This is a genomic window from Scytonema hofmannii PCC 7110 (genome assembly GCF_000346485.2).
Taxonomy (GTDB): domain Bacteria; phylum Cyanobacteriota; class Cyanobacteriia; order Cyanobacteriales; family Nostocaceae; genus Scytonema; species Scytonema hofmannii.
This window is the reverse complement of sequence record NZ_KQ976354.1, coordinates 231,779-246,977: the sequence shown is the minus strand read 5'-3', so window position 1 is coordinate 246,977 and position 15,199 is coordinate 231,779. Positions and strand designations below refer to the sequence as shown.

Sequence of the window (15,199 nt, the reverse complement as noted above, 5' to 3'; positions counted from 1 at the left end):
ATCCTAATTGATTGGAGTAAACAAGGGTGAAATCTCCAGATGATAAGTATAAAGACTTAGAACGAGTTGAGCGTCAACTTCGGGAAAAAGAGACTGAACTGAGACTGCGTGAGTTAGAAAATCAAATCAATGCTGACAATGCCAAGGTTTATCAAACCGTAAAGCATCAGCCTGAAACATCTGAAAAACTGTGGCAAAAAAAAGCTATTCTAGGAGCGAAATTATTTGCTCTTGGAGTTATAGCAATTGTTGCTGTTAAAGTAGCATCAGCTTTAGCAGGCGTTGTCATCATTGGATTGCTAGGGTTTGTTGCTTATAAACTCTTTTTTGACCCAACAAGTAAAAATATTTTTAGGAAAAAATAAATATGGTAACTCAAGCAGGAACTGATAGATTTCTCAATGACTTAGAGCGTGTTGTACAAGTTCGCTCTGAGGTGGCTGTTGCTTTAAATAAAATAGCTGACACCATTGATAAAGCGGAAGTTGCTGGAGACACAACATCCGGAAAACTGAGTTTAGAACGCGATATTGAAGATATTAAAGTCGCTAGTAAAAACCTCCGTACTGGTGTCTTTCGCCTACTCGTTCTCGGAGATATGAAACGGGGTAAAAGTACTTTGCTGAATGCCTTACTTGGTGAGAATTTGTTACCAAGTGATGTGAATCCCTGTACAGCAGTTTTAACAGTTTTACGCTACGGCTCGGAAAAAAAAGTCACTGTCCACTATAATGATGGCAAAAGCCCGCAGCAATTGGATTTTCAAAATTTTAAGTTTAAATATACTATCGACCCGCAAGAAGCAAAAAAACTAGAGCAAGAGAAAAAACAAGCTTTTCCAGATGTTGATTATGCAGTGGTTGAGTACCCTTTACCTCTATTATCCAAGGGGATTGAAATTGTTGACAGCCCAGGATTAAATGATACAGAAGCAAGAAACGAATTATCGTTGGGTTACGTTAATAACTGTCATGCTATCTTGTTTGTTATGAGAGCATCGCAACCTTGCACGCTTGGGGAACGGCGCTATCTGGAAAATTATATTAAAGGTCGGGGACTGTCCGTTTTCTTTCTGATTAATGCTTGGGATCAAGTGAAGGAATCTTTGATTGACCCTGACGACGAAGAGGAATTAAAATCGGCTGAGGATAGATTGAGACAAGTTTTCCGAGCTAATTTATCGGAATACTGTTACGTAGATGGTCACGATATCTATGATGAACGAGTGTTTGAAATCTCTTCTATTCAAGCACTGCGCCGCAGATTGAAAAATCCTCAGGCTTCTTTGGAGGGAACTGGTTTTCCTGAATTTATGGGTTCGCTGAACACTTTTCTGACTCGCGAAAGAGCGATCGCAGAACTGCGCCAAGTCAGAACATTAGCAAGACAAGCATGCGATCGCACTCGTGAAGCCATTGAAAGAAGAATCCCATTACTTGACCAAGATGTCAACCAATTGCGAACAAGAATTAACTCTGTAGAACCAGAATTCCAAAAACTCACAAATATCCGAGATCGATTTCAGCAAGAAATCAGAAACACCAGTGACACAAAATCTAAAGCTGTTGCAGATTCTTTCCGCGACTATGTTTTGGGCTTGGGAAATACCTTTGAAACAGATTTCCTCCGCTATCAGCCAGAATTAAATCTGTTTGATTTTCTCAGCAGTGGGAAGCGAGAAGCCTTTAATATCGCACTGCAAAAAGCTTTTGAACAATACATCACCGATAAATCTGCTGCTTGGACTTTAACCGCTGAAAAAGACATCAGTACAGCCTTTGTCCAACTGTCGAGAAGTGCAGCACAGTATGGTGCATCTTATAATCAAGTCACAGACAGAATCACAGAACAATTGACTGGAGAAAAAGTCAACGTTAACACGAACAGCAGAGCTGAAGAAGATAACTCTCCTGGTTGGGCGAAGTGGGCGATGGGATTGTTATCCCTCTCTCGCGGTAACCTAGCGGGTGTTGCGATGGCTGGTGCTGGTTTTGACTGGAAAAATATTCTGTTAAACTACTTCACTGTCATTGGGATTGGTGGGATAATTACAGCAGTGACAGGTGTTTTCCTCGGACCGATTGGATTTGCTTTGCTAGGCTTGGGTGTTGGCTTTTTACAAGCAGATCAAGCACGTAAAGAGTTAGTGAAAACAGCAAAGAAAGAGTTAGTGAAGCATTTGCCACAAGTCGCCCAAGAGCAATGGCATACTGTTCATAAGGCGGTAAAGGAGTGCTTTGATTCTTATGAAAAAGAAGTCAGCACGCGCATTAATGATGATATCTCCGCCCGGAAATCGGAGTTGGATAATTTGCTCAAGCAAAAGGAAACTCGTGAAATTGATCGCGAAACTGAATTGAAGCGGTTGAAAAAGTTGGAAGAAGACATCTTTACTCAATTGCAGACAGTTGAGTCAGCTTACAACAATTTACTAGCTTACTACAGTTAGCTTTAGATAGGGAGTGGGGAGTAGGGAGTAGGGAGTGGGGAGGAGAAGAAAAGGATGCAACCACAGCAACAAGAAGATTACCAACAACTAGCAGATACTTTAAAATCGGCATCTGCTTTGCTCAATTTAGATCCTAAATCACAACTGTATCAAGATACGATCGCTATCTGCAATCACCTCACTCATCCCAACTTTCGGATTGCAGTCTTTGGTCCGTTTAATCATGGTAAGTCTACCCTAATCAATGCCATGTTGGGCGATCGCGCATTACCAATAGATTTGATTCCCACAACTGGGGCTGCAATTATTGTTAGGTATGGAACTAGCCTCAGAACTCGGATTATGCTAACAGATGGGACAGAAGTTTATCGTAATGGAACCGAAGTTTTAAAGCAATTTGCCGTTTTAGATAATGACCGGCGGATGCGAAGCGATGTTGCATCTGTAGAAGTTTTTTGTCCTCACCCCTTTTTAGACACTGGTGTAGAATTCTTGGATTTACCAGGAACAAATGACAGAGAAGAACAAGATAATTTAGTCCGCCAACAACTTTTGGGTGCAGATTTAGTTGTACAACTTCTTGATGCTCGTAAGTTAATGACTTTAGGCGAGCGAGAACACTTGCGGGACTGGTTATTAGAACGGGGTATTAAAACAGTTATTTTTGTTGCTAATTTTATTAACTTACTGGAGCCAGAAGACCAAAAACAAGTCCAAAATCGTTTGCGGTTTGTCGCTGAAAGTTTTCGATCTGAATTACCACCTGGTTTTAGCAATTTATATCGTGTTGATGCTTTACCTGCGTTAAGAGCAAGGCTGAAAGGTGATGTCGCAGCAGCAAGTAGTAGCGGTTTAGTTGCTTTTGAATCTGCTTTGCAAAGTATTGTGTCAACATTTCAACAAAATAGTCAAAAGGTGCGTTTACCAAGGGTTGAATCTATAGCTGTCAAAATTCAACAATCGTTACAAGCTAAAATAACTCCCTTGCAAAATGAAATCAAAGCATTTGATGAGAAACAAAACGCTAAACATGATATAAAAATCCGTGCAGAACAACTCATCAAACAAGGCTTCTCTGTTAGTCTCTCTAAGTTACGCGGTTGGTTGGCTTTATCCAATTTACAAGATAAGTATCAAGCGGATGCAGCCGTGGCTCTAGCACAAAATAGTTTTAAAACTTGGGAGAAAGATCATCTTCAAAAGGATTTAAAAGAGTTACAGCAAGATATAGTGAAATGGCTGTACCAAGCATACGAATTTTTTCAAGAAGAACGCCCAGAGGATTTATTCATTCCCTTACCCGATGAGCCAAAAGTCATTTTACCTTCTCAGCCAGGTAGCTCTGATGGTTTGAGTGAACCTGGTTCCATAGCAGTTGGAGGTGGTATCGGTTGGTTGTTAGGCGGTCCTATAGGCGCTGCTGTTGTTGGCAGTATTTCTTATTTAGTGAATAAGAAAATACAACAAGATGGGGAAAAAACAACAAAAGAATCTTATCATCAACAGGTAGCTAAACTTTGTTTGGATGCTGTTGATAATTATTTAATTTGTCTTAGCGATCGCGGATTATCTATCTTAAGTGATTGTGATAAAAAATCTGAAAAAGTCATTTGTTTTTTAGAAAATAAAGAACAAGAGCCTTTAGATATGATTCCAAAGCGTCAGGAATTATGGCAGCTACAAAATGGTTTATATCAATTGTATCAACAGTTAGAAAAAACTTTGAAAATTCCCATTCCTGCTGAGGTGAAGGTGGAAGCGGAAATGCCTAAACCTAAAGACGTGCGATCGGTGTACCGTCAATCAGGTAAGGGGGTGAAGGAGGAAGTAGGGACAAAAGGACAGGGAGATAAGGGAGACAAGGGGAATACTTCCCAAATTCCATCACCTCCACCTCCTAATATGAAAGATGTAGAAGCAAAATTCCGTGCTTGGGAAATTGATGAAGAAATAGCACAGATGAAAGCGAACACGGGTTCATCTAGTTCTCAAGCGAGTCAGCAACAGAGATCGACTCAAAGTAACAAAGTACCAAATCAACCATCAGCACAGACGAAGAAAGAAAAAATTCAGAGTGCTTATACTATTTTGGGTTTGCAAGCCGGTGCTTCACAGTCTGAAGTGAAACAGGCGTATCGAACTTTGGTGAAAAAATGGCATCCCGATCTGTTTGTCAATAAGCCACAACAGCAAAAACAGGCTCAAGAGAAAATGCGGTTAATTAACGAGGCTTACGCGCTGTTAGACGTTTAATATAATTTGTAGTTCTTCTATAGTGCATTAGGTTTTGCGCTTCGCACCATAATGCGATCGGAACTCAATACTTGTGGTTAAGCCTAAAAATACGAAAACACGTAGGTTGGGTTGAGGAACGAAACCCAACATTTACAGACATTTGTTGGGTTTCCTTACAGCCGATCGCATTGTGCGTGTAGCGTCATGACTGTAAGTTGCTCGCATTCTCACGTTCAAGACCTGATTAACTGACTGAATTTGTAGTTTCTGTATGGTACGTTAGGCTTTGTGCTTCGCACCATACTACGCTCTGTACTACCAACTATCAGTTGTGAGTCTGATAAATTTGACGCAACTCCTCTAGTGTAGAGACTGATTCCAAAGCTTTGAGAATTGCTTTTAATAAATTCACGTCTTCGATGGCTTCAATTTCTGGTAATAAAGTTTGACCAGATCCACCAAATTTGAGTTTCAAACCTAAGGATATACCTTCAAGTAGTCCTTCTTGCAGTCCTTCTTGTCGTCCTTCTTGTCGTCCCTCCTGTTTACCTTTTTGAATTCCAAGTCGTTCGACACTTGTAATATACGGCATACTTTTAGACTCCTCAAAATTCCGAAATTCCTGCCAAAATTCTTGCTCTAACTCTTCAGGGAGGCTCATGATCCAATCGATTAACTTGAATAAGTTAATGATATCTTCTCGACTGAAGCCCAACTCGTATAGTCGTTTAGTCAACTCTAGCTTCGACTGAAGCCTTTTTGTACGATTATTACGGGTTTGTCTTGCTTTTAAGTGAGTCATCACTACCACTGCAAAGGGATTGCGGCTGGCTTCTAGCTCTGACCACCTCGATTGATAGTCTAACAACTTTACTATCGGAAATTTAAACCCAACTTCACAACCAAATAACTGATATCCAAATTGATTCGGTCGCCAATTACTGCGTTCATCTCCTAGAACCGCCAATGAAGCCACCGAGCACTTGTAACAATCATAGATGCGGTAGTTATAGATAAACATCCTTTGAGCAAAGTCGCTTTCTTCTTGACTTTGAATTTCAATATGTACAAGCACCCAAACTTCTTTTCCTGTTTTCAGGTAAATTTTCACCAGTTTATCCGCCAATCGCCGCCCCAGTTTTGCATCCCGCATCACTTGCTGCAGTTCTTTGTCTAAGAACTCTGGTGCTTGCGTCCAATCCACCTCCTCATAAGCTTGGGGGAAAAAGAAGCGCATGAAGTCTTCAAAATATATTTGTAGGATATCTTTCCAAGGACTATCAAATTCTGTTTGCGGGTTGCTCATACTGAACTCTTATCCTCATATTTATAGAGGTTTGCTCTATGTAGATTTACATAGAAATGGCTTGATGGCACACATTTAGACCATCTCAGAGCAAATTGGTCTCATTTGGAACCAATTGTGTGACAAATATTTAACTCAATGCTATACTCTACCCGCTTGGGAGCTTGAACGCTGGTGTGCTATGGCTCGGCGATCGCAGCCCTATTTGTCGCGTATCATACCACTATATACGGTCAATGATGTGACAAAAGTACTAGATATAGAGGAAGATATGGATTGGCAAAGTTTATTGAATTTAACTGGAGTTTGGTTTTGGAAAGTTTGGATGTTGTTCATCGCGCAAACTCCTGGGCTACCTGCATCAACTCCTAAACCATCACCCTCACCAGCTGCGGATGTCGAACTGCTAAAAACTCAAATCCAGTTTCTACAAGATGCTAACACGCGCCTGAATAATAGTTTTGGTAGTTTTGTTGGTGCTATTAATCTTTCGTTTGTAGTTTTTGGAGTCATTTTAGGAGTGACTGGAACTATTAGCATTTACTTGTTTAATCAAAGTCTTAAAGAAGCACGACAGTTAATTCGTGAGGAAGTTGAACGACGACTCCAAATATCGGTTGGTGAAGCGATCGGACAACAAGTTGACAATCTCAAACGAATTTTAGACCGAGAACAGGTTCTTGGTGGGATAAATATTAATTACATTCTTCCACAAGACAAACCATTGCTGAGTGATGATTATCCAGAAGAGTATCAACTGCTTGCAGAAAGGGGTTTTAAATCCACACAAATTTTAGATGCTTCCAAACGTCTGAAAATATCTGGCGATGTTGTTGTTCTAGATTTAGTAAATTATCAGTTAATCTTAGATGAAGAAAAAAATAAGTTATCAGAAGTGGAAATTGCTAATTTAACAGAAGAAAGAGTAGCTGAGCAAATTAAAAAAATTTTGAATGCGCTTCCAAATAAAGCTGTTTTAGTCGTTTATATTCGACCTGGGAAGCAACGAATAAATGCTATTGATGAACTGTCGCGAAAGGTTAAATATTATGCTTCAGCGAATACGCCTGTCAATTTAATGGGTACTGTGGTTGATTCGGCTTATGTTGCTGATGCTTGGAATAAATGTTGATTGATACAAAGTGGCCTTTAAAGAGTGTATGGCACTCTTAATTAATAAGTTACCATTATATTTTCTCCATTATTGATAAGCATCTGAGGGGGTCAAGCAATGGCTGAAACCTTCATTCTTTCGTTGACCCCCTCAGGTAACTTACTGGATAAGGGTTTGAAGGTGGTTGGTTATGAGTTTATTGAGAAGAATTATTAATAATTTTGGGGAAAACTTGACCCCCTCAGATAATGGGGTGTACAATTCAGTCAGGGCAAGCCTTTCAAAAGTCTAGCCTTTGAACTTCTTCGGAAGTTGAACTAATGGAAACTTTCGTATCAACAATGTCAAACTTAGCATTTTGTTACTTGACCCATAAATCTGCACAGACTGTAAGGATAAATTTGCACACTGCTGTTACTTAAAGCAAAAAGTGGCAGTTTTTAAAGCATAAAGTGGCAGTAGCGGAAAACCCCTGTTGATACAGGGTAAAATGATATTGACTATTCAAGATTGCGTCTTACCTGTTTTAAAACCTCAATGACTTCAGAGTGCCACAATGAAGAGGGATTCTGCATAAATTTTCGCAGATTTTTAGCAGTGGGAGTAATGCCTTGTGCATGAAGCACTGGAGCTAGTTGCCTGACTTCTCGACAACCCTGCTGAATTGATAGTTTATGAAGAAATTTTCGGTAATCTTTGTAGCGCAAAGAAATAGCATGGCACAAAGTAGGGCAATAGTGGTAAAAAGTTGCCAGACCAATCCCAGTCCTAAGAGCTATTTTTCTCAGAGAAGGTGGTGGAGACTCCGAGCCAAAAAGAGACAATTCGAGTAAATCGCGGATCTGTGAGTGCCTTAACTGTTGCTGATATTCAGTATATCTAGCAGCAATAGATGCTGATAAAGATTTTGAAATGGCGGTTAAACTACTATAAGTTTTGAATCCTAAACGAACAGCTAACTGAGTTAAAGAAGGAGGTGGTTCCTCTTCTAAAGCTAGTTGCATCGCTTGAATAACTTGTTCGGGCTTGGGAGTATTTTTAGAAGTAACTAGAGCAGGTTGTGTTAATTTTATCGGCTCATTAGCTTCTAAAGAAGCTAGTTTATTAGGAGAAATCGGTACTAGTTTAAGCTGGAGAAAATTGACAAGAGTTGTTTCCAATATGTAACAAATTTTTAGGAGTTTATCCAAATTGGGGATGGCTACACCTGAATACCAATGTAGGATTTCATATCTCGATAGTCCCAACCAACGACCAAAAGCGGAAACATTGCCCTGAGTATATTGATGTACATAAGCCTTGAGCATTGTTTTAATAGTCTCTCTCAAAGGTGGATGGGAAAACTCAGGAGCTAATTGAATTAATTCTCCTAAAGTCTGAACTTTCCAAATTTCTTGTTGGGAGTTGGTTGTCTCCTCAAACAAGTGCTTGTGTTGGTCGTTCATTTCCGGCTTAATTCCTAACCAGCGACCACACTTTAAGCAAAATCCAGGTCGGGAATTGTGCCATAGAGGTAAAAATTCTTGTTCACAGTGGGGACATTTAGATTCTAAAAATTGAAGATGATTTGGACAAATTTTGACAGCTTTCAAAGCCCACAGTAGAGGTGAATAAATGACCTGTTTATTGTTCAACCACTCTTGATAGCAATAAGGACACCAAGCATGAAAATCTTTGAGCAACCCCAAAACAGGAAAGACTTGTGCCCAAGGTAGCATTGTCAAAAACTGTAAGTCAGTGCGTTTTGTAAGTGCTTCGAGAGCTTTAACAAGTTGTTTGGCTCCACTTTGAGTTCCGTTTAAAGCTTTTACAGAAGCTTGCCCATACAAAGCTACTGTGCTTGAGGAATTCAAGGAATTGGTAGCATTGTCATGTCTGACTAGTGGTCTTACCTCTCTAGCTAATAAAGTTCCACTTGGTACACTGTGAGCTTCGGCTAGACGAGCAACATAACTAGTCAGACTCTCAACATAACTTGTGCCTATACCAATTGGTTCTAGATGAAACAAACGGCTAGGGCTGGGGATAAATTGTGTTTCTTGAATCCATAATTCATCGTTAAGTGCTGTGTTAAATATCATCTGGATTCACCCCTACAGTATCTCGTTTGGGTTTTCTTTGTCCAACACGACCTTTTTTAGATACACGATTTCCGACTCGCATTTTTGTGCCGTATTCTGTTAAATATTGCTGCTCAACAAAACTTGTTTCTTCTCGGAAGCGTCTAAATCCCTGTTCTGCTTCTTCCTTAATTTTGTTGATACGGGATGCAGAAAAAGCACCTACTTTAAGATGTTTAGTATTGAGAGTACGAGCTTCTTCTGCTAAAGCGACCCTCAGAGAGCGAGTCAACCAATTCTTCAAGAGTCCCACACAGCCAACTGAGCCAGAAAAAAGATACTCGTAGTGTTGTTCTAATTTTGGTTCTTGTGCAAGGGGAATATGGTGTTGAAAAGTTCTAATAACTCTGAGAAATTCAGTCATATCTTCTGGGTTATCAGCTTGATAAGGTGAGAGGTGGATATCCTCGCTACGTCGTCCTACCTGTCCATTCAGAGTAGGACAGTTAAGCAGTTCATAAGTGCCAAATAGGATATGCACTGTACCAGTAAGATTAGCAATGGACTTAATCCAGTTCATTTGCTGTAACATTTGGTGTCCACCAGCCATCATCAATAAATGCTGCGCCTCGTCTACAGTAAAAGCTTTGAGCTGACGGTGACGAAATACTTTTTCCATTGCTCGGCGTAATGCAAATGCATCTTGGCGATAAGCCCGATTTAGCAAGCCCAAATCATTTCCCTCATCTCCAGTAAATCCATAATCAACTTTGTATTCAATCAAAACTTCATTGAGAGCTTCTAGGACACGAGTGTAATAATCCTTATAACTAAACTTCCCACCAGATGCAGGAATAGCTTCAATACCTGCAACAGCAATTTGACCGGGGTTTTGGCGTAATGAAGGGAGGAATTCCGAGAGGAGCATCTTTTCAAGACGTAAGCGTAACGTTGTTTTTCCTACGCCAGTCACACCAAAAACTAAAAAGACTAATGTGTCGGCTGGCTCTAGAATATTAATTAATAAAACATCCAAAGCTTCTTTGAGTCGTTTATGGGGAATAGTAATATTTTTGAAGTAATTAGTCTTGGTTTCGTTCGACTGTAAGAGGAGTTCATCTGGAAAAGAGCGTGTCTGTGTTCTCACCATAATTCCGACCTACTGTAAGCTTCTATTTCGTTGAAATCTATTGATGGGGTTGCTGATACTTTTACGGGTTGATTATCTTCGGATAGCTCTCCATTATTTTTCTCTAAACTCTTCCGAAAATTCTGAGGATTTTCTTGAGTTAACTTCCCCTCAATCAAAGCGCAGACATCTTGATGTGCTAAATCATGCAAGCGTTGTATTAACAAAGCTTCTTGGGCTTCAATTCCTTCTAAATAAGTAGCTTTTTCTTTGGCAGAGAGCGTAACCCTTTGAGCGTGTTTTTGTCTTTTTCGACGTAATTGGGTACTAGCTATGTTTACTTCTCGCTCCGAACGATTTTGAAAAGATTTGTAATATTCAGAGATACAGCGCACCCAATGACCTTTAACGTAAGCATAAGCAGTTCCTACGTCAAAAGGGTCGTAGCGAATCGGTACATTAGTTCCTTCAATTTCTGGTCTTAGGAACGAATCATCAGTTGACCAATAATAGAGATAATTAATTTTCACACCTCTGCTTGGTTGAACTTTTGCTGTTCCCTTAGATGTAGATGGCAAAGTAAAAAATATAACCGCAGTTGTAGGCAATTTGAGCGGCTTTAAACTTAGCTTTCCATCTATAAATAGTACGTGATGCAACAGTTTTGTTATCCCTTGGACAGCCATTGAGTAATGGTTCAATCACTTGATATTTTTGGTTGGCTTGTGCTAATTCTTCAGGACTAGCTCTGAGAAATATCTCCATTCCTTTGGGCGTGATTCTTAATTGATTGTGAGATGAAGACACGCTTGTAATCTTGCCAAAATCCCAGACATCTACAGCCACATCCTTGGGCTGAGACTTCACCATTTGACTATAAGCTACTGCAGTTTCTTTGTTCTGAAAAAGATGTACTCTTTCTGGTTCTGCTAAGGGAGCCGCGCTCAAGTTCAGGTAAATTTTTTGAGTGGCTATCAAAGCATTTATGTCGTCAGCATTAGCCTGTTTATCATCCAGAAGTTGCCAATAAGTTATGCCAGGATTTAAACTGACTACTGCTACTAAATTCTCGGCTATTTCTGGTGAAATTTCGTAACTGCTATCGTTATAAGCTTTGAGAAATAGTCGATTTCTGTATCTAATCCAATCAATTTCTGTGTCTAAACGGATTCGGTAGTATAAACCTAATTTTTCTGCATAGGCAACTGCTGGTAGATTACGCCATTGCCCATCTTCTGTACGAATATAGCGCTGTGGTTGTTTAGCGGCTAATTTCTCTAATCTTGTTTCTGGTTTCCACTCTTCAAAACCGGCGCTCTTGTTCCGAATCACAAAAAAGTCCGGTATATGCGAAGCTTTCACTATTTGCCCATTGTTTGATAAAAATTCTAGAGTTATTTGATAAGGTTGGTCGTAGTATTCCAGGACATCTGAATCTTCTTCATACTCTTCTACACCTGGTAATTCGACAGAATGCGACTCGAATTGGATGGTTTTTGCCATTTTTCGACTGGCGTAGTCGCCTCTAACATTAATCCCGCTACTCTTCACTCGCCGGATTGGTTGAGACTCGCGGATTTGGGAGATGACTTGCCGAGCCGCTTGTGGTAAATTCACGTAGTGACACCAATCATTGAACTCAAGGTCACTCAACATACTGACTCCCCAAGCCTTCAAAGCACGCAACAGGCTCTTACCACAAATTTAGACTTTTGCTAATTCAATTTCTGGCTTCAATACAAATATTTACCATTACTGTTTCAACTGACTGCTGCCACTTTATGCTTTAAAAACTGCCACTTTTTGCTTTAAGTAACACTCAAAGTGGAAGCATTAAATTGCAATTTTGCCAATTTATGCTTCAAGTAACACTGATTTTTGCTTTGAACTTCTTCGGAAGTCGAACTAATGGAAACACTGGTAGTCCACTGTCAAGTCTGTGTCTTGAGCAGGTCTTTGAACTTCTTCGGAAGTCGAACTAATGGAAACGCTACCAAAGCCAGACTTCTTCTTTACTTCTTCGTTAGAACTTTGAACTTCTTCGGAAGTCGAACTAATGGAAACGTCGAGAATCATCTCGAGTCCTTTGCCATCGGAATACTTTGAACTTCTTCGGAAGTCGAACTAATGGAAACCTGCGACAAAAATATCAAGATCATACTGATTACCGTTTCTTTGAACTTCTTCGGAAGTCGAACTAATGGAAACACGGCTATCGAGAGTCATCTCGAGTCCTTTACCCTTTGAACTTCTTCGGAAGTCGAACTAATGGAAACAGTTGTGTCAGGAATTAAGCACCAGACTTAGTGATAACTTTGAACTTCTTCGGAAGTCGAACTAATGGAAACAAAACCGCAGTGATGCCAACAAAACCCACACAAACTTTGAACTTCTTCGGAAGTCGAACTAATGGAAACACGACGCTACTCAGAGAGAGTGTAGCATAGCTGCCACTTTGAACTTCTTCGGAAGTCGAACTAATGGAAACACTCTCCTGACCACGTACCTTGATGTTTACCTGTGCTTTGAACTTCTTCGGAAGTCGAACTAATGGAAACCAGGAAGCACAGACCGTAGGGGCGCAATGTCTTGCGCCCCTACAATGTGTCTATTTACTCCTTACTTGTTACGAAATCCCTCACCAACATCTCAACCCAGACAATGGATATCTAAAACCTCCTTACCCAGGAAATTGGTCAATACGAACAAAAGTTGCATACTCTGGACTTTGCTTGCTGAATTCTTTTAAAAGCGCGATCGCTTCTGGAATCTGAAAATGGTGAGCAAGGAAAGGGAGAACATGAATACGAGCAAAAGCACTGTATTCAGAACTTGGCTGGCAATGTTCTAGAAGCAATGCTATTGCTTAAGAGTTACCAGCTTCCAGAGCAATTTTTAGCAAGCTAAGTATTTGTCGAACGTAATTAGTAAGGTGCTTTATTAGTTCTTTTCTAGTACCGCGAATAGAATTCAGGTCGAAGATTTGCTCAACCGCTTTTCCTCGTGCATCAAGACCGACGACTGTTGCACCATCTACATCATCCCAGGAAAATTTTAGATGTTTATTAATATCTGTAACACCATCGGTTGGATCTATTAACAAAGGTTTGCCACTGGGATCGAGTGGGAATTGTATACCTTTGTGACCACCATCATTGCATCTTTCGCATGAAAGTAAGAGATTATTCCACTCAAATGTCAAATGAATGCATCGTGAATTTCCTTTTGGGCAAAAGTGTTCGATCTCCCCATATCCTGTAGTTGTCACTTTACTTTCACAGTAAGCACATTTACCATGAAATATCTGCTCTAGTAAGTCTTTAATTTCTTTGTGTCTATACTTATTTGTAGCATTTTCAACATTCTTGACAGCCTTAGCTATTTCGTCTTTTGTGGCAGAAGGATTAGCCTTAACAGTCTGTAAATGAGCTATGGCTGTCTGTAAATTAGCTAACCATTTTGCTGCATTTCGTTTTAAAACCACTGGTGGTTGTTGAGGTCGAGATACAGGAATCAAGGCAAATTTGCCTCCAAAAAAGCTCTAGTTCGAGCTTCTAAACTACCAGGTTCGGGAGGACCACCAATAGGTTGTGCTTCTTTCATGAATCGTCTTAAGTGCTCGTACTCCCTACGTTCTTGCTCCATAAGATTGTCTATTTTCTTACTAAGTTCGTGATAACGATTTATTTTTTCTTGAGTTTCTGGTGAATAAGTGGATTCTAAACCAAAAGCAGGGCTTCTCAGAATATAGTCAGAGTCGTAAGCTGATATATCTTGAACTTGTTTAACCTCAATTTCACCGTCTACCAATTCTAAGCGCAAAGTTAGGGCATCGTCTCCTCCTCCCGCAGCTACTAAGGGACTATGAGTAGCCACAATAAATTGGAGTCGGGGAAAAACCTGACGCAGCCAACCAGCAATTTGTCTTTGCCATGATGGATGTAAGTGAATATCTAACTCGTCTATTAAGACTACACCAGACGCCTGGGTTGGATCTTCCAAATCCCGAAAAGCTTGAAGTAAGCGCCAGATTAAATCTCCTGCTAAAGCTATAACGCTACGAAAGCCATCAGATAAATTAATAGTTGAAACTTTTTGACCATTTACTATGAATTGAATCAAACCATCAGCAGTAACTTCAGCAATTTTTGCATCTCCAGGAAGTAGCTTTTCGATAACTTTTTCCCCTACTTCTCGCATTTGTTGCGCTCTAGTATCACTCGAATTTTTAGCAATACGAAATTCTAAATAAACCATCCATCTTTCAAAAGAGCTTAAAGCGCTATCTTCATCAAATTGAGTGATGAAATTGCTAGAACGTTTTGCTGGTTCTAAACTAGGTATCAAGACTTGGCTAACTCTTGTCAATCGGCGAAAAGCTCCATAACCGACAGAAAACCACCCTTTACTGTCTGAAGCAAAAGCATTTGTTCGCAGCCAACTTAGGATTTTGGAAGGTTCTTCAATGAGTGCGGGTTCAGTGTAGGTTTCCTTTTCTTTTCCTACTTGGACAGGTATTCCACCAGTCACAAAGTAAGAATAGGCAAATGTCTGCCTCCTTTTATCTTCCCCGAAACTACCTGCATCAATTTCTTCTTTGTGTAAAACAGCACTTAATTTCCCAGGGATCGAGGGGTCGCAAACCCAACCAGTAGGACGTGGGAGAAGTTCTTTCGCAGCTTCAGGACCTGCCAAAAGCAGTGCAAGTGCTTGCAATAATGTACTTTTTCCAACTCCATTCTCACCCAGTAAAGTAATCCAGGAATAAGGTTTTGCTCTCTGACCCGTGGCTTGCTTATGAGTAAAGAATATTTTTTCTTCTCGAAAGCACTTAATGTTCGAGAGAGTAATGCTTTCCACCCACATTGTCGTTGTCCTTTAATCCCAACTATAGCAATACTATTTG

12 protein-coding genes and 1 CRISPR repeat array are annotated in these 15,199 nt (G+C 40.1%); of the genes, 4 read left to right on the top strand and 8 right to left on the bottom strand.

Translation table 11 applies throughout. The features are described from left to right. Positions 1-26 precede the first annotated feature (26 nt). The 3 genes from WA1_RS01110 to WA1_RS01100 are packed head-to-tail and all read left to right on the top strand — an operon-like array spanning position 27 to position 4,702. Complete coding sequence (locus WA1_RS01110; protein WP_017749284.1) at positions 27-365, top strand: DUF3040 domain-containing protein; 339 nt, start codon at positions 27-29, stop codon at positions 363-365. Positions 366-367: 2 nt separating this feature from the next. After that, positions 368-2,449, top strand: a complete 2,082-nt coding sequence (locus WA1_RS01105; RefSeq protein ID WP_017749285.1) for a dynamin family protein — start codon at positions 368-370, stop codon at positions 2,447-2,449. 54 nt (positions 2,450-2,503) lie between these two features. After that, positions 2,504-4,702 (top strand): dynamin family protein, encoded by a 2,199-nt coding sequence (locus WA1_RS01100; RefSeq protein WP_017749286.1) that lies wholly within the window; start codon positions 2,504-2,506, stop codon positions 4,700-4,702. 307 nt (positions 4,703-5,009) lie between these two features. Here WA1_RS01100 and WA1_RS01095 read toward each other — a convergent pair whose 3' ends face one another. Then, positions 5,010-5,990: an RpnC/YadD family protein gene (locus WA1_RS01095; protein WP_017749287.1), complete on the bottom strand. Its 981-nt coding sequence runs from the start codon at positions 5,988-5,990 to the stop codon at positions 5,010-5,012. Between the two features lie 181 nt (positions 5,991-6,171). Here WA1_RS01095 and WA1_RS01090 point away from each other — a divergent pair, with 181 nt between their 5' ends. After that, entirely contained in the window at positions 6,172-7,122 is a 951-nt protein-coding gene (locus WA1_RS01090; RefSeq protein WP_272819044.1) for a hypothetical protein, read from the top strand. Positions 7,123-7,604: 482 nt separating this feature from the next. Here the strand turns inward: WA1_RS01090 and WA1_RS01085 are convergent, their stop codons facing one another. The 7 genes from WA1_RS01085 to WA1_RS01060 form a co-directional block, all read right to left on the bottom strand. Beyond that, complete coding sequence (locus WA1_RS01085) at positions 7,605-9,185, bottom strand: TniQ family protein (protein ID WP_017750177.1); 1,581 nt, start codon at positions 9,183-9,185, stop codon at positions 7,605-7,607. Further along, the gene (locus WA1_RS01080) at positions 9,175-10,314 is read right to left on the bottom strand and encodes an ATP-binding protein (RefSeq protein WP_017750178.1); all 1,140 of its coding nucleotides are present in this window, start codon (positions 10,312-10,314) and stop codon (positions 9,175-9,177) included. The genes WA1_RS01085 and WA1_RS01080 overlap by 11 nt, the downstream gene beginning before the upstream one ends. Then, positions 10,308-10,871 (bottom strand): Mu transposase C-terminal domain-containing protein, encoded by a 564-nt coding sequence (locus WA1_RS59220; RefSeq protein WP_033336839.1) that lies wholly within the window; start codon positions 10,869-10,871, stop codon positions 10,308-10,310. Before WA1_RS59220 ends, WA1_RS01080 begins: the two co-directional genes overlap by 7 nt. Next, positions 10,855-11,949 carry a TnsA endonuclease N-terminal domain-containing protein gene (locus WA1_RS52085; RefSeq protein WP_272819043.1) on the bottom strand — a complete coding sequence of 365 codons (1,095 nt, stop codon included), beginning with the start codon at positions 11,947-11,949 and terminating at the stop codon, positions 10,855-10,857. The genes WA1_RS59220 and WA1_RS52085 overlap by 17 nt, the downstream gene beginning before the upstream one ends. 225 nt (positions 11,950-12,174) lie before the next feature. Continuing rightward, positions 12,175-12,851: a CRISPR direct-repeat array (repeat unit 35 nt; unit sequence CTTTGAACTTCTTCGGAAGTCGAACTAATGGAAAC). 122 nt (positions 12,852-12,973) lie between these two features. Next, positions 12,974-13,150 (bottom strand): hypothetical protein, encoded by a 177-nt coding sequence (locus tag WA1_RS58480; protein ID WP_017750180.1) that lies wholly within the window; start codon positions 13,148-13,150, stop codon positions 12,974-12,976. 9 nt (positions 13,151-13,159) lie between these two features. Next, entirely contained in the window at positions 13,160-13,810 is a 651-nt protein-coding gene (locus WA1_RS01065) for a hypothetical protein (protein ID WP_017750181.1), read from the bottom strand. Further along, a complete protein-coding gene (locus tag WA1_RS01060; RefSeq protein WP_017750182.1) occupies positions 13,807-15,159 on the bottom strand; it encodes an AAA family ATPase in 1,353 nt (450 codons plus the stop codon). The genes WA1_RS01065 and WA1_RS01060 overlap by 4 nt, the downstream gene beginning before the upstream one ends. Between the last annotated feature and the right edge of the window lie 40 nt (positions 15,160-15,199).

Bases quoted from the DNA above. Each gene is read 5' to 3' on its own strand.
- WA1_RS52085 (WP_272819043.1), bottom strand. From the start codon at position 11,949: ATGTTGAGTGACCTTGAGTTCAATGATTGGTGTCACTACGTGAATTTA.
- WA1_RS01085 (WP_017750177.1), bottom strand. From the start codon at position 9,185: ATGATATTTAACACAGCACTTAACGATGAATTATGGATTCAAGAAACA.
- WA1_RS01095 (WP_017749287.1), bottom strand. From the start codon at position 5,990: ATGAGCAACCCGCAAACAGAATTTGATAGTCCTTGGAAAGATATCCTA.
- WA1_RS01080 (WP_017750178.1), bottom strand. From the start codon at position 10,314: ATGGTGAGAACACAGACACGCTCTTTTCCAGATGAACTCCTCTTACAG.
- WA1_RS01090 (WP_272819044.1), top strand. From the start codon at position 6,172: ATGGCTCGGCGATCGCAGCCCTATTTGTCGCGTATCATACCACTATAT.
- WA1_RS01105 (WP_017749285.1), top strand. From the start codon at position 368: ATGGTAACTCAAGCAGGAACTGATAGATTTCTCAATGACTTAGAGCGT.
- WA1_RS01100 (WP_017749286.1), top strand. From the start codon at position 2,504: ATGCAACCACAGCAACAAGAAGATTACCAACAACTAGCAGATACTTTA.
- WA1_RS01060 (WP_017750182.1), bottom strand. From the start codon at position 15,159: ATGTGGGTGGAAAGCATTACTCTCTCGAACATTAAGTGCTTTCGAGAA.